This is a genomic window from Streptomyces sp. NPDC004610, from assembly GCF_040609715.1.
Lineage (GTDB): Bacteria > Actinomycetota > Actinomycetes > Streptomycetales > Streptomycetaceae > Streptomyces.
Genome location: NZ_JBEXLA010000016.1, coordinates 42,634 through 60,708, shown reverse-complemented (window position 1 = coordinate 60,708; position 18,075 = coordinate 42,634). Strand labels below are relative to the sequence as shown.

Annotated in this window: 18 protein-coding genes and 1 tRNA gene; 12 read left to right on the top strand and 7 right to left on the bottom strand. The window is 71.5% G+C overall.

Annotation, left to right across the window (positions count from 1 at the left end):
• Positions 1-211 precede the first annotated feature (211 nt).
• Positions 212-1,600, bottom strand: a complete 1,389-nt coding sequence (locus ABZX40_RS19530; protein ID WP_355739573.1) for a histidine kinase — start codon at positions 1,598-1,600, stop codon at positions 212-214.
• A gap of 211 nt (positions 1,601-1,811) precedes the next feature.
• Here ABZX40_RS19530 and ABZX40_RS19525 point away from each other — a divergent pair.
• The 6 genes from ABZX40_RS19525 (at position 1,812) to ABZX40_RS19500 (ending at position 6,626) form a co-directional block, all read left to right on the top strand.
• Positions 1,812-1,882, top strand: a tRNA-Gln gene (locus ABZX40_RS19525).
• A gap of 149 nt (positions 1,883-2,031) precedes the next feature.
• Positions 2,032-3,480: a bifunctional UDP-N-acetylglucosamine diphosphorylase/glucosamine-1-phosphate N-acetyltransferase GlmU gene (gene glmU, locus ABZX40_RS19520; protein WP_355739576.1), complete on the top strand. Its 1,449-nt coding sequence runs from the start codon at positions 2,032-2,034 to the stop codon at positions 3,478-3,480.
• A gap of 134 nt (positions 3,481-3,614) precedes the next feature.
• Complete coding sequence (locus ABZX40_RS19515) at positions 3,615-4,589, top strand: ribose-phosphate diphosphokinase (protein WP_355739579.1); 975 nt, start codon at positions 3,615-3,617, stop codon at positions 4,587-4,589.
• 197 nt (positions 4,590-4,786) lie between these two features.
• Positions 4,787-5,383, top strand: a complete 597-nt coding sequence (locus ABZX40_RS19510) for a 50S ribosomal protein L25/general stress protein Ctc (RefSeq protein ID WP_355739582.1) — start codon at positions 4,787-4,789, stop codon at positions 5,381-5,383.
• A 97-nt stretch (positions 5,384-5,480) separates the two neighbouring features.
• The gene (gene pth / locus ABZX40_RS19505; RefSeq protein WP_355739584.1) at positions 5,481-6,083 is read left to right on the top strand and encodes an aminoacyl-tRNA hydrolase; all 603 of its coding nucleotides are present in this window, start codon (positions 5,481-5,483) and stop codon (positions 6,081-6,083) included.
• 54 nt (positions 6,084-6,137) lie between these two features.
• Positions 6,138-6,626 (top strand): hypothetical protein, encoded by a 489-nt coding sequence (locus ABZX40_RS19500; protein WP_355739586.1) that lies wholly within the window; start codon positions 6,138-6,140, stop codon positions 6,624-6,626.
• Positions 6,627-6,654: 28 nt separating this feature from the next.
• Here the strand turns inward: ABZX40_RS19500 and ppc are convergent, their stop codons facing one another.
• Complete coding sequence (gene ppc / locus ABZX40_RS19495) at positions 6,655-9,390, bottom strand: phosphoenolpyruvate carboxylase (RefSeq protein ID WP_355739589.1); 2,736 nt, start codon at positions 9,388-9,390, stop codon at positions 6,655-6,657.
• 324 nt (positions 9,391-9,714) lie between these two features.
• On the opposite strand from ppc, the gene ABZX40_RS19490 reads away from it, so the two are divergent.
• From ABZX40_RS19490 to ABZX40_RS19475, 4 genes are all read left to right on the top strand, one after another.
• On the top strand, positions 9,715-10,734 hold the full coding sequence (locus ABZX40_RS19490) for a fatty acid desaturase (RefSeq protein WP_355739592.1): 1,020 nt from the start codon (positions 9,715-9,717) through the stop codon (positions 10,732-10,734).
• The gene (locus tag ABZX40_RS19485) at positions 10,731-11,405 is read left to right on the top strand and encodes a TetR/AcrR family transcriptional regulator (RefSeq protein ID WP_355739595.1); all 675 of its coding nucleotides are present in this window, start codon (positions 10,731-10,733) and stop codon (positions 11,403-11,405) included. The genes ABZX40_RS19490 and ABZX40_RS19485 overlap by 4 nt, the downstream gene beginning before the upstream one ends.
• 66 nt (positions 11,406-11,471) lie before the next feature.
• Complete coding sequence (locus ABZX40_RS19480; protein ID WP_355739597.1) at positions 11,472-11,723, top strand: type II toxin-antitoxin system Phd/YefM family antitoxin; 252 nt, start codon at positions 11,472-11,474, stop codon at positions 11,721-11,723.
• Positions 11,720-11,968: a type II toxin-antitoxin system RelE/ParE family toxin gene (locus ABZX40_RS19475; RefSeq protein ID WP_355739599.1), complete on the top strand. Its 249-nt coding sequence runs from the start codon at positions 11,720-11,722 to the stop codon at positions 11,966-11,968. Before ABZX40_RS19480 ends, ABZX40_RS19475 begins: the two co-directional genes overlap by 4 nt.
• Before the next feature lie 20 nt (positions 11,969-11,988).
• Here the strand turns inward: ABZX40_RS19475 and ABZX40_RS19470 are convergent, their stop codons facing one another.
• Positions 11,989-12,789: a trans-aconitate 2-methyltransferase gene (locus ABZX40_RS19470; RefSeq protein WP_355739602.1), complete on the bottom strand. Its 801-nt coding sequence runs from the start codon at positions 12,787-12,789 to the stop codon at positions 11,989-11,991.
• A 115-nt stretch (positions 12,790-12,904) separates the two neighbouring features.
• On the opposite strand from ABZX40_RS19470, the gene tamR reads away from it, so the two are divergent.
• Positions 12,905-13,402 (top strand): MarR family transcriptional regulator TamR, encoded by a 498-nt coding sequence (tamR, locus tag ABZX40_RS19465; RefSeq protein WP_355739605.1) that lies wholly within the window; start codon positions 12,905-12,907, stop codon positions 13,400-13,402.
• Here tamR and ABZX40_RS19460 read toward each other — a convergent pair.
• Positions 13,361-14,122: a response regulator transcription factor gene (locus ABZX40_RS19460; protein ID WP_355739607.1), complete on the bottom strand. Its 762-nt coding sequence runs from the start codon at positions 14,120-14,122 to the stop codon at positions 13,361-13,363. The genes tamR and ABZX40_RS19460 overlap by 42 nt on opposite strands.
• A 254-nt stretch (positions 14,123-14,376) precedes the next feature.
• Here ABZX40_RS19460 and ABZX40_RS19455 point away from each other — a divergent pair, with 254 nt between their 5' ends.
• The gene (locus ABZX40_RS19455) at positions 14,377-14,829 is read left to right on the top strand and encodes a GNAT family N-acetyltransferase (protein ID WP_355739724.1); all 453 of its coding nucleotides are present in this window, start codon (positions 14,377-14,379) and stop codon (positions 14,827-14,829) included.
• 18 nt (positions 14,830-14,847) lie between these two features.
• Here ABZX40_RS19455 and galK read toward each other — a convergent pair whose 3' ends face one another.
• From galK to galT, 3 genes are read right to left on the bottom strand one after another with little or no spacing between them, the layout of a single operon-like run.
• A complete protein-coding gene (gene galK / locus ABZX40_RS19450; RefSeq protein ID WP_355739610.1) occupies positions 14,848-16,035 on the bottom strand; it encodes a galactokinase in 1,188 nt (395 codons plus the stop codon).
• A gap of 4 nt (positions 16,036-16,039) precedes the next feature.
• Positions 16,040-17,011, bottom strand: a complete 972-nt coding sequence (galE, locus tag ABZX40_RS19445; protein WP_355739612.1) for a UDP-glucose 4-epimerase GalE — start codon at positions 17,009-17,011, stop codon at positions 16,040-16,042.
• Positions 17,008-18,069, bottom strand: a complete 1,062-nt coding sequence (gene galT / locus ABZX40_RS19440) for a galactose-1-phosphate uridylyltransferase (protein ID WP_355739615.1) — start codon at positions 18,067-18,069, stop codon at positions 17,008-17,010. Before galT ends, galE begins: the two co-directional genes overlap by 4 nt.
• Positions 18,070-18,075 lie beyond the last annotated feature (6 nt).

Sequence of the window (18,075 nt, the reverse complement as noted above, 5' to 3'; positions counted from 1 at the left end):
CCCTGCCCCAGCTACCGGAGTGGTCCGAGGCAGCGCAGCTACCACCAGACCAGGCCGGACGCCAGTGACCCGGCAGCAAGCCGGACGGCAGCGAGCAGAAGCACAGGCCGGGCGATGCCACAACGCCCCCGGCCCCCGAGCCCCCACAACGCACCCCCACACCCCACGACACACCCCAAACCCCACCCCTCGCCCCCCGGAGCGGCCCCCCTCACACCGCCGGAATCACCGCCGAAACCCGGAACCCCCCGGCATCCGTCGGCCCCGACACGAACACCCCGCCCAGTCCGACGACCCGTTCCTTCATCCCCACCAGCCCGTTGCCGCCCGACGGGAGCCGGACCAGGGACACCGCCGGTACCTCGGGCGGGGGCTCGTTCTCCACCTGCATGGCGATCTCGGCCGCCCGGTGCGCGAGCCGGACATGGGTCTTCGCCCCGGCCGCGTGCTTGTGGACGTTGGTCAGCGCCTCCTGCACCACCCGGTACGCGGTCTGCTCGATCTCCCGGGCGTACGCCCGTACCTCGCCCTCGATGGAGAGCGCCACGACCATCCCGGCCGCCGCCGACTGCCCGACCAGCTCGTCCAGCGCGGCCAGCGCCGGTCCCTCGGCCGCGCCCTCCCTCGCGGCGCGGGTCGCGGCGGCAGCGGCGGCGACCCCGACGGCCGCGAGCGGCGGCACCGACGCACCCGTACGGCCCGCCGTGGAGCCCCCGGTGCCACCCGCCGTGGAGCCGCCCTCGCCGCTGCGCAGCACGCCGAGCATCTCACGCAGCTCGGTCAGCGCCTGGCGGCCCATGTCGCCGACCAGCGCCGCGTTCTTCACCGCTTTCTCGGGGTCCTTGCGGGCCACCGCCTGGAGGGCCGCCGCGTGCACCACCATCAGGCTCACCCGGTGCGCGACGACGTCGTGCATCTCGCGGGCGATCCGGGTGCGTTCCTCGCCGCGCGCCCACTCGGCGCGCTCCTCGGCGCGCTCGGCGAGCAGCTGGAGCTCCCGCTCCAGGCTGTCCGCGCGCTCGCGCAGGCTCTCCATCAGCCGGCGCCTGGCGCCGACGTACAGCCCGAGCAGGACGGGCGGCAGGGTCAGCCCGACCGCGGTGGCGATGGACGCGAAGGGGACGAACCAGTCACCCAGGTCCATGGTCCCGGTCCGTACGTCCTGGCGGACCCGCACGAAAGTGACGATCGCGGTGCCCACCAGGGACATGCACGCCAAGGAGCCGATGATCCGGCGCGGCAGCTCGGACGCGGCGAGGGTGTAGAGGCCGACCAGGCCCAGCAGGAAGCCCATCTGGGCCGGGGTGATCGCGATGGCGACCAGCACGACGGCGATGGGCCAGCGCCGCCGCAGCAGCAGCGTCGCCCCGGCCACCAGGCCGAAGACGACCCCCGCGGCGATCGGGATCCCCGCGTCGCGCGCGAAGGGGATGCCCTCCGCCGCGCACTCCAGCGCGGAGAGGACGGCGAGCACGCCGTCGAACACCGCGCCCCGCCGCCGGGTCCACCACCACAGCCCTCCGGCTGCCCCGGCAGCCCCGGCCGAGGCCCTGGCGTGGACCTCCCCGGCCTCCCCGGTCTCTTCCCCCGTCATGGTCATGCCTCCAGCCTACGGGCGCACCCGCCCCGATTTCCGATGAGTTTCGATGACTTTCGACGACCGCCTCACAGCACCCTGTGTGATCACCCGGCGACCGAACCGTCCTGACTTGTACCGTCGCACCGGAGGCTTCGGGTACGGCATAGTGGTGTCCGTGCGCGAAGCCGATCAACGACTCGTCCCGATGTCGTCGGACGCGGAGCGCGTGCCATCCCGGATCGTCTAAGGGCAGGACAAACGGTTTTGGTCCGTTGAATGAGGGTTCGAATCCTTCTCCGGGAGCCGACAGGACGTCACCGCGGTGTTCCGCTTCCGCTCGCGTCCGGGCCCTGACCGCAACAGCACCGTCAGGGCCCACTCTCATGTCCGGGCCGGGTGACCCCGGTATTCTGCGGATGTCCACACCCTTTTCCACAGCCGAAGGGCATCCCGTGAGCGCCATTCGCCCGGCAGCCGTCGTCGTCCTCGCAGCGGGTGAGGGCACCCGTATGAAGTCGGCCACACCCAAGGTCCTGCACGAGATCTGCGGGCGCAGTCTGGTCGGCCATGTGCTGGCCGCCGCGGACGAGTTGGCGCCGGAGCGGCTGGTGGTGGTCGTGGGCCACGCCCGGGAGCAGGTCACCGGGCATCTCGGGCGGATCGCCCCGCGGGTGCGCACCGCCGTGCAGGCCGAGCAGAACGGCACCGGGCACGCGGTCCGGATGGGCCTGGAGGAGCTGGGCGGGGTCGTCCACGGCACGGTGGTCGTGGTGTGCGGGGACACGCCGCTGCTGACCGGGGCCACGCTGGAGGCCCTCGCCCGCACCCACGCCGAGGACGGCAACGCGGTGACGGTGCTGACCGCCGAGGTGCCGGACGCCACCGGGTACGGCCGGATCGTGCGGGACGCGGCCTCCGGCGCGGTGACCGCGATCGTGGAGCACAAGGACGCCTCCGACTCCCAGCGGGCCGTCCGGGAGATCAACTCCGGCGTCTTCGCCTTCGACGGGCCGCTGCTCGCGGACGCGCTCGGCAAGGTCCGTACCGACAACAGCCAGGGCGAGGAGTACCTCACCGATGTCCTGGGGATCCTGCGCGAGGCCGGGCACCGGGTGGGGGCGTCGGTCGCCGGGGACCACCGGGAGATCGCCGGGATCAACAACCGGGTGCAGCTGGCCGAGGCCCGCCGGATCCTGAACGAGCGGGTGCTGACCGCCGCCATGCTCGCCGGGGTGACCGTGGTGGACCCGGCGTCCACCTGGGTCGATGTGACGGTGACTTTCGGCCAGGATGCCCTGGTCCACCCCAACACCCTGCTGCACGGGACGACGCATATCGGCCAGGGCGCGGAGGTCGGCCCCAACAGCCGGCTGACCGACACCCGGGTCGGCGCCGGGGCCCGCGTCGACAACACCGTCGCCGACGGCGCCGAGGTCGGGGAGGCGGCGAGCGTGGGCCCGTACGCCTATCTGCGGCCGGGGACCCGGCTGGGCGCGAAAGCGAAGATCGGGACGTATGTCGAGACCAAGAACGCGTCGGTCGGGGAGGGGACCAAGGTCCCGCATCTGTCCTATGTCGGGGACGCGACGATCGGCGAGTACAGCAACATCGGCGCCGCCAGCGTGTTCGTGAACTACGACGGCGAGCACAAGCACCACACGACCGTCGGCTCACACTGCAAGACGGGTTCGGACAACATGTTTGTGGCGCCTGTCACGGTCGGGGACGGCGCCTACACCGCCGCCGGCTCCGTGATCACCCGGGACGTGCCGCCCGGTTCGCTGGCCGTGGCCCGTGGTCAGCAGCGCAATATCGAGGGCTGGGTGGCCCGTAAGCGTCCGGGCAGCGCGTCGGCGAAGGCGGCCGAGGCGGCCTCTCGGGAGCCGGGCGGCGAGGGCTGACCGGAAACCGATGCTCCAAACACGGCGTACCGTGATAAGTGCCCACCCGCACCCCACCAGCTGAGACGACGTCTCACGCCCAGCTGAGACGCCGTGTCCACTTCCAGCTGAGACACCTCTGAGGAGACAGTGCTGTGACCGGGATCAAGACGACCGGCGAGAAGAAATTGATGTTCTTCTCCGGCCGCGCCCACCCCGAGCTTGCCGAGGAGGTCGCCCAACAGCTGGGTGTCGGGGTCGTTCCGACCAAGGCGTTCGACTTCGCCAACGGTGAGATCTATGTGCGGTACCAGGAATCGGCGCGTGGCGCGGACTGCTTCCTGATCCAGAGCCACACCGCGCCGATCAACAAGTGGGTCATGGAGCAGCTGATCATGATCGACGCGCTCAAGCGCGCGTCGGCCCGCTCCATCACGGTCATCGTGCCGTTCTACGGCTACGCCCGCCAGGACAAGAAGCACCGCGGCCGGGAGCCCATCTCGGCCCGCCTGATCGCCGATCTGATGAAGACGGCCGGCGCGGACCGCATCCTCGCCATCGACCTCCACACCGACCAGATCCAGGGCTTCTTCGACGGCCCGGTCGACCACCTCTTCGCGCTCCCCCTGCTGGCGGACTACGTCGGCGCCAAGGTGGACCGCGAGAAGCTGACGGTGGTCTCCCCGGACGCCGGCCGGGTCCGGGTCGCCGACCGCTGGTGCGACCGGCTCGGCGCCCCGCTGGCGATCGTCCACAAGCGCCGCGACAAGGACGTCGCCAACCAGGTCACCGTCCACGAGGTGGTCGGCGAGGTCCGCGGCCGGGTCTGCGTCCTGGTGGACGACATGATCGACACCGGTGGCACGATCTGCGCCGCCGCCGACGCGCTGTACGCGCACGGGGCGGAGGACGTCATCGTGACCGCCACCCACGGGGTGCTCTCCGGTCCCGCCGCGGACCGCCTGAAGAACTCCAAGGTGAGCGAGTTCGTCTTCACCAACACCCTGCCGACGCCGGGCGAGCTGGACCTCGACAAGATCACGGTGCTGTCCATCGCGCCGACCATCGCCAGCGCGGTGCGCGAGGTGTTCGAGGACGGCTCGGTGACGAGCCTGTTCGACGAGCACTGACCCCCTCGGTCCCGCACTCCGCTTGATCGATTTTTCTACGGCCTCCCCCGCCGAGTACGCTGATGCAGTTGCTCGGCGAGGGAGGCCGTGCCGCTTCCGCTGGAGGCGGTGGGCTGTCCGTTATCGACGCGCTCTTCGTAGCAGGCCGTTCGTGGCCGGGTGACCCGTCCGACCCACCTCTACGAGGAGTGATCCCCATGGCCGAGGTCAAGCTCGCCGCCGAGACCCGCACCGAGTTCGGCAAGGGCGCCGCCCGCCGCGTCCGCCGTGACAGCAAGGTCCCCGTCGTGCTCTACGGGCACGGCACCGACCCCGTGCACCTGACCCTCCCGGGCCACGAGCTGCAGCTCGCGCTGCGCACCCCGAACGTCCTGATCGCCCTGGACATCGACGGCAAGTCCACCGAGCTGGCCATCCCGAAGGCCGTGCAGCGCGACGCCATCAAGGGCTACCTGGAGCATGTCGACCTGCTGCTGGTCAAGCGCGGCGAGAAGGTCACCGTCGACATCCCGGTCCAGACCGAGGGCGAGCTGGCCCCGGGCGGCAACCTGCTGGAGCACGTGCTGAACGCGCTGCCGGTCGAGGCCGAGGCCACCCACATCCCCGAGAGCGTCAGCGTCTCCGTCGAGGGCCTGGAGGCCGGTGCCTCCGTGCTCGCCAAGGACATCACCCTGCCCAAGGGCGTCACCCTGGCCGTCGAGGCGGACACGGTGGTCCTCCAGGTGCTGGCCGCGCAGGCCGAGGAGGCGCCGGAGGGCGAGTCCGGCGAGGGCGAGGCCGTCGCCGAGGCGTGATCGCACCCGGCCGGTAACGGTACCTTTCCAGCCGCCGCCCCTCAGCCGGGGCGGCGGCTGGATCTCGTTCGAGGTGTACGAGGCAGACGAGGGAGAGATGGACGTGACGAGCGGCGCCGACGCCCCCTGGCTGGTCGTGGGGCTGGGCAATCCCGGGCCCGAGTACGCGATGAACCGGCACAACGTGGGGTTCATGGTGGCCGATCTGCTGGCCGGGCGCATCGGCGGGAAGTTCAAGCGGGCGGGGAAGGCGCAGGCGCAGATCGTGGAGGGCCGGATCGGGCCGCCCGGCCCCGCGAGCCGTCGTATCGTCCTCGCCAAGCCGATGTCGTACATGAATCTGTCCGGTGGGCCGGTGAACGCGCTGCGGGACTTCTACAAGGTGCCGCTGGACCATGTGGTCGCCATCCATGACGAACTGGACATCGACTACGGCACCCTGCGGCTGAAGCTGGGCGGCGGGGACAACGGGCACAACGGGCTGAAGTCGATGACGAAGGCGATGGGGCCGGACTACCACCGGGTGCGGTTCGGGATCGGCCGCCCGCCGGGGCGGATGCAGGTCGCGGATTTCGTGCTGAAGGATTTCTCCGGCGGCGAGCGCAAGGAGCTCGACTACTTCGTGGACCGGGCGGCGGATTCCGTGGAGGCACTGCTCGCGGAGGGGCTGGAGCGGGCGCAGAGTACGTACAACTCCTGACATGCGCCCAGCGTGAGTTGACCGGGCGTGGGGTCATGGCCAAGGATCGCCGCCATGCCTTCTGCCGTCGTCTCCAGTCAGGGTGCGGGCGCCGCGCTGCGGTTCGGGCGGTTCGCGGCGATGGGTACGGTCGCCGCGCTGATCCTGATCGCCGGGGTGTGGGCGTCCTGGGGTTCCGCGCAGTACGTGATGCTCACCAAGGGGCGGGAGAGCGGCACCGTCGAGATCGCGCGCTGCGCCGACGGGGTCTGTACGGGGGCGTACGCGCCGCTGTCGTCGGGGTCGAAGGCGCGGGACGGCGTCGTACTGGAGGACACCGTGGCCGTCGTCGAGGGGCGGACGTACACGGTGGTGATGAAGCCGGGCGGGGCCGAGGCGGTGCGGTCGGGGCCCGGTGGGGTGCTGTACGCGTGGGTGCCGCTGGGCGGTGCGCTGCTGCTGGCGTCGGTGGTGGTGGCCGGGGGGCTGCGGCGGACGCGGCTCGCGGCGGTGCTGGCCGGGGCCGGCGCGGTGCTGCTGACGGCGGCGTTCTTCGCCGTCTGACCGCGCCGGCCCCTGCCTTCGTTCCCGGTCAGCCCGTGTTGCGCAGGCCCGCCGCGACGCCGTTGACCGTGAGGAGCAGGGCGCGGGCGAGGAGCGGGTCGGGGTCGGTGCCGTTCGCCGCCGCGTCGCGCTGGCGCTTGAGCAGGGCCACCTGGAGGTAGGAGATCGGGTCCAGGTAGGCGTCCCGGATGGTGAACGTCTGCTTCAGGACGGGCTGGGCGTTCAGCAGATCGTCCTCACCGGTGATCTTCAGGATCTCCGCGACGGTGAGCGCGTGCTCGGCGCGGATGGTGGTGAAGACATGCTTCAGCTCGTCGGGGACGAGGGTGTCCACATAGTGCCCGGCGATCCGCAGATCGGTCTTGGCGAGGGTCATCTCGACATTGGAGATGAAGTTCCGGAAGAAGTGCCACTGTCCGTACATCTCGTCCAGGACGGTGTCCAGGCCCGCCTCGCGCAGGGCCCGCAGCCCGGAGCCGACCCCGAACCAGCCGGGGACGATCTGCCGGGACTGGGTCCAGCCGAACACCCAGGGGATCGCCCGCAGTCCGTCCAGACCCGCGCCGGAGTCCGGACGGCGCGAGGGGCGCGAGCCGAGGTGGAGGTCGGCGAGCTGGTCGACGGGGGTGGAGGCGAAGAAGTACGCCGGGAGGTCCGGGTCGTCCACCAGCCGGCGGTAGGTGGCCTCGGCGGCGTCGCTGACCACGTCCATCGCCGCGTCCCAGCGGGCCAGCGCCTCCACCGACTGGCGGGGGGCGGTGTGCAGGGCGGACGCCTGGAGCGTGGCGGCGACGGTCAGCTCCAGGTTCTCCCTGGCCAGGGAGGGGATGAGGTACTTGTCGGAGATGACCTCGCCCTGCTCGGTGACCTTGATCTCGCCCTCCAGGGTGCCCCAGGGCTGGGCGAGGATGGCGTCATGGGTGGGGCCGCCGCCCCGGCCGACGGTGCCGCCCCGGCCGTGGAACAGCCTGAGCCGTACCCCGTAGCGGTGGGCGACATCGCGCAGTCGGCGCTGGGCGCGGTGGATCTCCCACTGGCTGGTGGTGATGCCGCCGAACTTGGAGGAGTCGGAGTAGCCGAGCATGACCTCCTGGACATCGCCGCGCAGGGCGACGAGGCGCCGGTAGGAGGGGTCGGAGAGCATGTCCTCCAGGATGGAGTCGGCGGCCTTCAGCTCGTCGGTGGTCTCCAGGAGCGGGACGATGCCGACCTTCGCCCACCCGGCGTGCAGATCGACCAGCCCGGCCTCCCGGGCGAGCACGGCCGCGGCGAACACATCGTCCGCGCCCTGGCACATCGAGATGATGTACGACTCCACGACCTCGGGCCCGAACACCTCAAGGGCCCGCTTGACGGTCTGGAACACCCCGAGCGTCTTGGCCCCGGCCGCGTCCACCGGCGCCGGGCTGGGCGCCAGCGGGCGGCGTGAGCGCAGCTCCTTGGCCAGCAGCTTCGTCCGGTACTCGCGGGGCATGTCGGTGTAGCGCCAGGACTCCTCGCCGAGCCGGTCGAACAGCTGGCCGAGGGCGTGGTGGTGGGCGTCGGCGTGCTCGCGGACGTCCATGGTGGCGAGCTGGAGGCCGAAGGCGGCCAGGGTGCGGATGGTGCGGTTCATCCGGCCGTCGGCGAACAGGGCGCCCCGGTGCTCGCGCAGCGAGGTCTGGATCAGGGTCAGATCGTGCAGCAGCTCGGTGGTGCCGAGGTAGTCGCGGCCCGGTTCGTGCGGGGTGCCGGTGGCGAGGCGGTGCTTGGTGTTGACCAGCTTCTGGCGGACGCAGGTGGCCTTGAGCCGGTAGGGCTCCTCGGCGTTGAGCCGCTTGTAGCGCGGGCTGATCTCGGGCAGCCGCTCCAGATCGGCCTGGAGGGAGGCGAGGAGTTCCTCGGTGGCCCCGGTGTAGCGGATGGAGTTGGAGAGGAAGCCGCGCAGCTCGTCGATCATCTCCAGGGCGTCGTTGATGCCGTGCTCGTGCTGGAGGATCAGCACGTCCCAGGTGACCTGGGGGGTGACATTGGGGTTGCCGTCGCGGTCGCCGCCGATCCAGGTGCCGAAGGTGAGCGGGCGGACATCGGCGGGCAGCTCGACGCCGACCCGCTCCAGCTCGGCGGTGAGGTCCTCCAGGACGTCCCCCACGGCGTTGGCGTGGAGTTCGTCGAGGTAGTAGATGGCGTTGCGGGCCTCGTCGGCGGGCTCGGGGCGGACGACCCGCAGCTCGTCGGTCTGCCACACCAGGTCGATGTTCTCGGCGAGCCGGGTGTCGTGGCGGCGCCGGTCGGACTCGATGACCGGGGTGTCCAGCAGGGCCGCGATCCGGCGGAGCTTGTTGAGGACGGAGCGGCGGGCGGCCTCGGTGGGGTGGGCGGTGAAGACCGGGCGGACGCTGAGATGGCGGACGGTCTGGCGCAGGTGCTCGGGGTCGGCGTCCTTCAGCCGGTCGGCCGTACGGGCGAGAAGTCCGCCCTCGGCGGCGCGCCTGGCGCGCAGTTCCCGGCCCCGGTGCACCTGTTCGGTGACATTGGCCAGGTGGAAGTAGGTGGAGAACGCGCGGACCAGCTTGGCGGCGGTCTCCAGCTCGGTTCCGCGCAGCAGCTCGGCGGCGGCCTCGCCGTCCTCGCGGGTGAGACGGCGGACCTTCTCGACGAGTTCCAGCAGTTCGGGGCCTTCCTGGCGGACCAGGGTCTCGCCCAGGAGGTCGCCCAGCCGGCGGATGTCGGCGCGCAGTTCACTGCCGGTGGTCGTCGTGGTCTGGTCGTCGGCACTGCTCACAGGTGCGGCTCCTTGCAGTGGGGAGGCTCGGCTGATGAGTTCGGGGCTCGTGTCGGAGGAGGCCGTGGTCCGTGGCGCGGCGGGACCGCTTACGGGCCGGGCTTCCGGGCAGAAGAAAGAGCGGACCGCGCTGTCCGACCACCCCCAAGGATAGGTGTCGGGCGGGACGCGCAGGCTGTCGGGCTCTTGCCGCCGGGCTACGCGCTGACATACTTACGACGCCGTAGGTTACGGAACCGTAGGGAAGCCTCTGTCCAGGTGTTTCCCCCGTTCCGGTATCCCGGTACCCGTACCCCCAACCCACGACCCCCCAGGGGACGCGCCATGACCACGAGCTCCGATGTGATCGACCAGACCACGCAACCGTCCGCCCAGGCGACCGGGGAGCCACCGCAGTCCGCCACGCTGGGCGGCGACCGCAAGGGTTCTCTTGAGCAGTTCGCCCTGCTGCTGTTCATCGTCGTCCCCTTTCTCGCGCTGATCACGGCGGTGCCGCTGGTGTGGGGCTGGGGGGTGAGCTGGCTGGACCTCGCTCTGATGGTCTTCTTCTACTTCCTGGGCTGCCACGGCATCACCATCGGTTACCACCGCCACTTCACCCACAGCTCCTTCAAGGCCAACCGCCCGCTGAAGATCGCGCTGGCCATCGCCGGGTCGATGGCGGTCGAGGGGCCGCTGGTGCGCTGGGTCGCCGACCACCGCAAGCACCACCAGTTCTCCGACGCGGAGGGCGACCCGCACTCGCCGTGGCGCTACGGGGAGACCGTGCCCGCCCTGATGAAGGGCCTGTGGTGGGCCCACATCGGATGGATGTTCGACGAGGAGCGCACCCCGCAGGAGAAGTACGCCCCGGATCTGATCAAGGACCCGGCGCTGCGCGCGATCTCCCGCCAGTTCATCGTCTGGACCGGCGTCTCCCTCGCCCTCCCCGCGCTGATCGGCGGTCTGGTGACGATGTCCTGGTGGGGCGCCTTCACCGGATTCTTCTGGGGATCCCTCGTCCGGGTGGCCCTGCTCCACCACGTCACCTGGTCGATCAACTCGATCTGCCACGCGGTGGGCAAGCGGCCGTTCAAGTCGCGGGACCGCTCGGGCAATGTGTGGTGGCTGGCGGTGCTGTCCTGCGGCGAGTCCTGGCACAACCTGCACCACGCCGACCCGACCTCCGCGCGGCACGGTGTGGAGCGCGGCCAGATCGACTCCTCCGCCCGGCTGATCCGCTGGTTCGAGCTGGCGGGCTGGGCCCATGACGTGCGCTGGCCGTCACGCTCGCGTATCGATTCCCGGCGCAACCAGGCCCTGGACGGCTCCCGGCAGCGGAAAGACCCCGCCGAGGCTGCATGATTGACAGCGTGGCGACCGACTCCAGTACCCCCAGCAATGACAAGCCGCGGCGCGTCCGCCGCACCCGGATGACCGGTGCGGAGCGGCGCCAGCAACTGCTGGAGATCGGTCGCACGCTGTTCGCCGCGAAGGGGTTCGAGGGCACATCGGTGGAGGAGATCGCGGCGAAGGCCGGGGTGTCCAAGCCGGTGGTGTACGAGCACTTCGGCGGCAAGGAGGGGCTCTACGCGGTGGTCGTCGACCGCGAGATGCGCCGGCTGCTGGAGGGCGTGACCGGCTCCCTGACCGCCGGGCACCCGCGTGAGCTGCTGGAAGAGGCGGCGTTCGCCCTCCTCGACTACATCGAGGAGTACACGGACGGCTTCCGCATCCTGGTCCGGGACTCCCCCATCCCCCAGTCGACCGGCTCCTTCGCCTCCCTCATCTCCGACATCGCCACGCAGGTCGAGGACATCCTCGGCAAGGAGTTCAAGAGCCGAGGCTTCGACCCCAAGCTCGCCCCCCTCTACGCGCAGGCCCTGGTCGGCATGGTCGCCCTGACCGGCCAGTGGTGGCTGGAGGTCCGCAAGCCGAAGAAGGCGGAGGTCGCGGCCCATCTGGTGAACCTGGCCTGGCACGGCCTGGACGGCCTGGAGCCGAAGCCTCGGCTGATAGGCCATCGGAAGAACTGACCGGGCACGGTTCTCCACTCAACCATCCAAACGTAAACAACCTTCACCTTGTGCAATCATGTGCGCATGACTGAGATCACGATCAGTGCGGCCCGTGCCCAGCTCGGCGATCTGGTGCGGCGTGCTGCGCACAGCCGGGAGACCATCGCGATCACCGACCACGGCCATGTGGCGGCGCTGATCGTCTCTCCACAGGTAATAGAGGATCTTGAGGACGCACTGGCGGTGGCGGACTATCAGCGGCGCAAGCTCGCGGGGACGCTCGGGCCGGGCATTCCGCACGAGGAGGTCGGACGCATCCTGGGGCTGCGCCCATGACCTACCGCATCATCTGGGAAGCGAGCGCCACAGATCAGGCCACACGGTTCCTGAAGGAAGACCCCGTCGGTCTCACCGCCGTCTACGAGGCCGTCGACGCACTCGCCGACGCCCCCCGCCCCGCCGACTCCGTCGCCTACGGCGTGGACATCCGCCGCCTCCGCGTCGGCGACTACCGCGTCCTGTACGTCATCGACGACGACGTCATCCACATCCTCATCACCCACCTGGGCCGCACGGCCTGAACCCTCACGCCCGGCACCCCTCACCCCCGCACCGACGCCACCGCGAAGATCCGCCGGAACGGGAACGGGGTGCCGTGCGGGGTGGCGGGGTACGCCTCGCGGAGCCGCGCGCGATAGGCCGTGAGGAAGGCGTCCCGGGCCCCCGGGTCGCCGGACAGGGCCGTCAGGACCGGGCGCAGGGCGGTGCCCTTCACCCAGTCCAGCACCGCGTCCTCCCCCGTCAGGAGATGGATGTACGTGGTCTCCCAGACGTCCGCCTCGCAGCCGAGGGACGTGAGGGCCTCGTGGTACTCGGCGGGGGTGCGGACCGCGTCCTCGTGGCGCAGGGTGCCGGCGAGCCGGGGATCGGCCCCGGCCAGTTCGCGCAGGATGCGGTGGCTCGGGGCGTCGTAGTTGCCGGGGACCTGGAAGGCGAAGGTGCCGCCGGGGGCCAGCGCCGCGATCCAGTCGGAGAAACGGTCCGGGTGCCCCGGCACCCATTGCAGCGTGGCGTTGCTGATGATCAGGTCGTGGGTCTCGTCCGGGGTCCAGGTGCGGGCGTCGGCCGCCGCGAAGTCGAGGGTTCCGCCGCCCGGCGTCGGCCCGGCGTAGGTCTCCGCCCCGGCCAGCATCTCCGGCGCGTTGTCGTACCCGGTGATGTGCGCGGTGGGCCAGCGCTCGGCGAGGGCGACGGTGACCGTGCCGGGGCCGCAGCCCAGATCGGCGATCCGGGGCCGCTCGGCGGGGAGGTCCGGTACATGGGCCAGCAGATCGGCGAAGGGGCGGGCGCGGAGCCCGGCGTGCCGCAGGTACTGGACGGGGTCCCACACGGGGGTGGTCATGGTGGGGTCTCCTCGGGCGGGGGGTGGGGGCGTCTCTTTCCCCTTCCCACAGTGAACCGGAAAGTATCTTGATGTCAAGAGACTTCATGTCGACACAACCACTACACTGATCGTCATGGAGGACGAGGTCGATCGGCTGGTCGCAGCGTGGCGCCGGGAGCGTCCGGACCTCGATGTGGAGCCGCTGGAAGTACTCAGCCGGGTGAGCAGGCTCGCCCGGCATCTGGACCGCGCGCGCCGGCTGGCCTTCGCCGAGCACAGCCTGGAGCCCTGGGAGTTCGACGTGCTCACCGCGCTGCGCCGCGCGGGCACCCCGTACCAGCTCTCCCCCGGTCAGTTGCTCACCCAGACGCTGGTCACGTCCGGGACGATGACCAACCGGATCGACCGGCTCGCCAAGAAGGGCCTGGTCGAACGGCTGCCCGACCCCAGCGACCGCCGGGGCGTCCTCGTCCGGCTCACCGACGAGGGGCGCGACCGCGCCGACCAGGCTCTCGCCGGACTCCTCGACCAGGAGCGGGCGATCCTCGCCGAGCTGTCCCGCGCCCAGCGCGGCGAACTCGCCGCGCTGCTACGCCAGCTGACCGCCCCGTTCGACAACATCCCCGGTTAGATCCACCGGCCCCACCCCGGCCCGCCGGGCGAGGGCCACGGCCGCCAGCGTCGAGTGCACTCCCAGCTTGCCCAGCACGTTCTGCATATGGGTGCGGACCGTGTGCGGCGAGAGGAACAGCCGCTCCGCCACCGCCTTGCGGCCCAGCCCCGCCACCATGCAGCGCAGCACCTCCCGCTCACGCGGAGTGAGCGACTCCACCAGGCGTTCACTCTCCGTACGGTGCTTGCGGGCCGCCGTCAGCTCCCGCAGCACCCCGGTCAGCAGCGCGGGCGGCAGATGCGTCTCGTCGCGCAGCACCCCCCGGATCACCGTCAGCAGCCGGGACAGCGAGCAGTCCTTCGCCACCCAGCCGGACGCCCCGGCCTGGAGCGCGAGCGCCGCCCGCCGTGGATCGTCCTTCTCGGCGAGGACCACGATCCGGACGCCGGGCTGCGCCGAACGGACCCCCGCGACCAGCGAGATCCCGTCCACCAGCCCGTCCTCGCCGACCTCCTGCACCGCCGGGCGTATCCCGGGCGGGGCGACACCGAGATCGGCGTCCACCAGCAGCACGTCGTAGCGGCGGCCCTCGGCCACCGCGCGCTCCAGGCTGCGCAGCGCCGCCGGGCCGCTCCCGGCCGCGGAGACATCCACGTCGGGCTCGGCCGCGAGCGCCGCGGCGAGCGACTCGGCGAAGATTCGATGGTCGTCGACGACCAGTACTCGGATGCGAACCACTGACAACCCCCACTGGTCCGGAGTACGACGACCGACGCGGGTACGACGCCCGGAGAGATGCCAGAGCCGCGCGGCCGCCGCCGTGCAGAGACTGCTACCCCCCGATCGGGCGTCGTACCCGACTTTGGTCTCGCCCCCTGATCCGCGCCGGCCCCCACCGGCACTGTTCCTCAGGGTACGGGCGGGCGCGGGCGGCGGAAGCGTATTTGCGGAAGCGGACGCCTATTTGCAGAACGGGCCTGCCCGGCACGCCTATCGTGTGCCGCATGTTTCGTCTTGTTGCGGAAGTCGACCCGGCCCGGCGGGCCCAGCTCGGGGCGGGGCTGCGCGCCGCCAACACCGCGGCCTCGCCCGAACTGCGCGCCCTGCGCGCCACCGGGCGGGACCGGGAGGCTCCGCTCCAGTTGTGGGCGCTGGACGACACGGACGCCCTCGCGGGCGGGCTGGCCGGGCACACCTGGGCGGGCTGGCTGCATGTGTCGACGCTGTGGGTGGACGAGCGGGTGCGCGGCGCGGGGCTGGGCGGGGCGCTGCTGGCGGAGGCCGAGCGGATCGCGCGCGATGAGCGGGGGTGCGGGTCGGTGCGGCTGGAGACGTGGGACTTCCAGGCACCGGAGTTCTATCGGAAGCGGGGGTACGAGGTGGTGTGCGTGATCCCCGACTATCCGCCGGGGGTCACGGAGTACACGCTGACGAAGCGGTTGTGAGGGGTACCCTCAGCGCCCCTAGAAAGCCCTTCGCGCCCCCTCCCCCGGTACCGCCTCGAAGGTTCTCGGGGGTGTGAAGCCCGCCGCCGCGAAGGCTGCCGTCACCGCCTGGGTGACGGGGTCGACCTCGGTCGCGTCCGTCAGGACGATCGCCGAGCCGCCGAAGCCGCCGCCGGTCATGCGGGCGCCGAGGGCGCCGGCGGTGAGGGCGGTGTCCACGACCGTGTCCAGTTCGGGGCAGGAGACACGGAAGTCGTCGCGGAGCGAGGCGTGGCCCTCGGTGAGGACGGGGCCGATCTCCCGGGTGCGGCCCGCTTCGAGGAGGGTGACGACGCGTTCGACGCGCTGGTCCTCGGTGACGACGTGCCGTACCAGCCGGCGTACCTCCTCCTCGTCGCCGAGCGCGGCGAGGGCCTCGTCCAGGCCGTCGTACCCGATGTCCCGGAGGGCGTCGACGCCCAGCAGGGCCGCGCCCTTCTCGCAGCCCGCGCGGCGCCTGCCGTACTCGCCGTCGCTGTGGGCGTGTTTGACGCGGGTGTCGACCACCAGCAGGCGCAGTCCCTCGGCGGCGAGGTCGAGGGGGATCTGCCGGGTGGAGAGGTCGCGGGTGTCGAGGAACAGGGCGTGTCCGGCCTCGCAGCAGGCGGACGCGGTCTGGTCCATGATCCCGGTGGGGGCGCCGACATAGACGTTCTCGGCGCGCTGGCACAGCCGGGCCAGCTTCCAGCGCGGGATGCCGAGGGCGTGGAGGTCGCTGAGGGCGAGGGCGACGACCACCTCCAGGGCCGCCGAGGAGGAGAGCCCGGCGCCGGTGGGGACCGTCGAGGCGAGATGGATGTCGGCGCCGGTCACCGGGTGCCCGGCCTCGCGCAGCGCCCAGACGACCCCGGCGGGGTACGCGGTCCAGTCGCGGTCGGTGCCGGGGGCGAGGGCGTCGAGGTGCAGTTCGACGATGCCCGTGCCGCCGCCCGCTTCGAGGTCGGCGGAGTGCAGCCGGAGGCGGCCGTCGGTGCGGCGGGCGACGGCGGCGACGGTGGTGTGCGGCAGCGCGAAGGGCATCACGAAGCCGTCGTTGTAGTCGGTGTGCTCGCCTATGAGGTTGACGCGGCCGGGGGCGGCCCAGACGCCGTCGGGGGAGGTGCCGTAGAGATCCTCGAAGGCGCGGGTGACCTGGGTGTCCAGGGCCGGCTGAAGTTCCGTGTCCATCGGTCTACCGCTTCTCTGCGAGGTGCTGGGCGAACTGCCAGGCGTCGGTGACGATGGCCGCGAGGTCGGGGCGGGAGGGGTGCCAGCCGAGCCGCTCGCGGGCGGTGGCGGCGGAGGCGACGAGGACGGCCGGGTCGCCGCCGCGGCGCGGGGCCGCGGTCTCGGGGATCGGACGGCCGGTGACGCGCCGGACGGTCTCGATGACCTCGCGGACGGAGAAGCCCTCGCCGTTGCCGAGGTTGCAGATGAGGTGCTCGCCGGGGCGGGCGGCGGTGAGGGCGAGGAGATGGGCGTCGGCGAGGTCGGCGACATGGATGTAGTCGCGGACGCAGGTGCCGTCGGGGGTGGGGTAGCCGTCGCCGTAGACCGAGATGGACGGGCGGCGGCCCTGGGCGACCTGGAGGACGAGGGGGATGAGGTGCGACTCGGGGTCGTGGCGCTCGCCGCAGGCGCCGTACGCGCCCGCGACATTGAAGTAGCGCAGGGAGACGGCGGCCAGGCCGTGGGCGGTGGCCTCGCCGGTGATCATGTGGTCGACGGCGAGTTTGGAGGCGCCGTAGGGGTTGGTGGGGCGGGTGGGGGCGGACTCGGGGATGGGGATCTGCTCGGGTTCGCCGTAGGTGGCGGCGGTGGAGGAGAAGACGAGGGTGCCGATGCCGCTGTCGCGCATGGCGGCGAGCAGGGCCATGGTGCCGCCGACGTTGTTGTCCCAGTACTTCTCGGGGTGCGCGACCGACTCGCCGACCTGGGAGAACGCGGCGAAATGGAGGACAGCCGCGTAGGAGGCGTCGAGGTGCTTCGCGGCGTCGCGGAGGTCGCCCTCGATGAAGGCGGCGCCCGCGGGGACGCCCTCGCGGAAACCGGTGGAGAGGTTGTCGAGGACGGTGACCTCGTGCCCGGCCTCCAGCAGATGCTGGGCGACCACGCTCCCGACGTACCCCGCCCCGCCCGTCACCAGGTACTTCAGGTGCTTCATGAACTCGCTACCTCTCGCAGTCGCTGGGCCGCGCGCTCCGGCGGCACATCGTTGATGAACACGCTCATACCGGATTCGGAGCCCGCGAGGTACTTCAGCTTGCCGGACGTCCGGCGGATGGTGAAAAGCTCCAGATGCAGCGCGAAGTCGTCACGGCTGACGCCGTCGAAGTCCGCCGGCGACCCGGACGGGGCCTGGTGCCAGGCCGCGATGTAGGGCGTCGGCGGCTCACCGTCCCCGAAGATCCGGTCGAACCGACGCAAGAGTTCCAGATAGATCTGGGGGAACTCTGTGCGCGCGTCCTCGTCCAGGGCGAGCAGATCGGGCACCCGGCGGCGCGGGTACAGGTGGACCTCGTACGGCCAGTGGGCGGCGTAGGGGACGAAGGCCGCCCAGTGTTCACCCGTGAGGACTACCCGCTCGGCGGCGAGTTCACGGGCGAGGACGGCGTCGAAGAGGTTTCCGCCGCCGCTCGCCCGGCGGTGCGCGGCGAGTTGGCGGAGCATCAGGGCGGTGCGGGGGGTGACGAAGGGGTAGGCGTAGATCTGGCCGTGCGGGTGCTGGAGGGTGACGCCGATCTCGGCGCCGCGGTTCTCGAAGCAGAACACCTGCCGGACGGAGGGGAGTTGGGACAGCTCGGCGGTGCGGTCGGTCCAGGCGTCGAGGACGAGGCGCGCGTGGTCGCGGCCGAGCCCGGCGAACGAACTGTCGTGGTCGGAGGTGAAGCAGACCACCTCGCAGCGCCCGGCCTCCCCGGCGAGGGAGGGGAACCGGTTCTGGAAGACGGCCACGTCGTACGACGAGTCCGGGATCTCGGTGAGCCGGTCGCCCCGGGTGGGGCAGAGGGGGCACTGGTCGGGGGGCGGGTGGTAGGTACGGCCCTGGCGGTGGGAGGCGATGGCCACGGCGTCGCCGAGCAGCGGGTCGCGGCGGACCTCGGAGGAGGTGACCGTGGGCTCCAGGGGACGCCGGTCGGGCGCGTTCCGTGTGCCGGTGTCGCCGAGGTCGTAGTAGATCAGCTCACGACCGTCGGCCAGCCGGGTCGAGGTCTTCTTCACGGACGG

Coding starts and splice junctions, on each gene's coding strand:
- tamR (WP_355739605.1), top strand. CDS start 12,905: ATGGAGGACGAGGTCGATCGGCTGGTCGCAGCGTGGCGCCGGGAGCGT.
- ABZX40_RS19490 (WP_355739592.1), top strand. CDS start 9,715: ATGACCACGAGCTCCGATGTGATCGACCAGACCACGCAACCGTCCGCC.
- ABZX40_RS19510 (WP_355739582.1), top strand. CDS start 4,787: ATGGCCGAGGTCAAGCTCGCCGCCGAGACCCGCACCGAGTTCGGCAAG.
- ABZX40_RS19475 (WP_355739599.1), top strand. CDS start 11,720: ATGACCTACCGCATCATCTGGGAAGCGAGCGCCACAGATCAGGCCACA.
- galK (WP_355739610.1), bottom strand. CDS start 16,035: ATGGACACGGAACTTCAGCCGGCCCTGGACACCCAGGTCACCCGCGCC.
- ABZX40_RS19485 (WP_355739595.1), top strand. CDS start 10,731: ATGATTGACAGCGTGGCGACCGACTCCAGTACCCCCAGCAATGACAAG.
- ABZX40_RS19500 (WP_355739586.1), top strand. CDS start 6,138: ATGCCTTCTGCCGTCGTCTCCAGTCAGGGTGCGGGCGCCGCGCTGCGG.
- ABZX40_RS19480 (WP_355739597.1), top strand. CDS start 11,472: ATGACTGAGATCACGATCAGTGCGGCCCGTGCCCAGCTCGGCGATCTG.
- ABZX40_RS19530 (WP_355739573.1), bottom strand. CDS start 1,600: ATGACCATGACGGGGGAAGAGACCGGGGAGGCCGGGGAGGTCCACGCC.
- pth (WP_355739584.1), top strand. CDS start 5,481: ATGGACGTGACGAGCGGCGCCGACGCCCCCTGGCTGGTCGTGGGGCTG.
- ABZX40_RS19470 (WP_355739602.1), bottom strand. CDS start 12,789: ATGACCACCCCCGTGTGGGACCCCGTCCAGTACCTGCGGCACGCCGGG.
- galE (WP_355739612.1), bottom strand. CDS start 17,011: ATGAAGCACCTGAAGTACCTGGTGACGGGCGGGGCGGGGTACGTCGGG.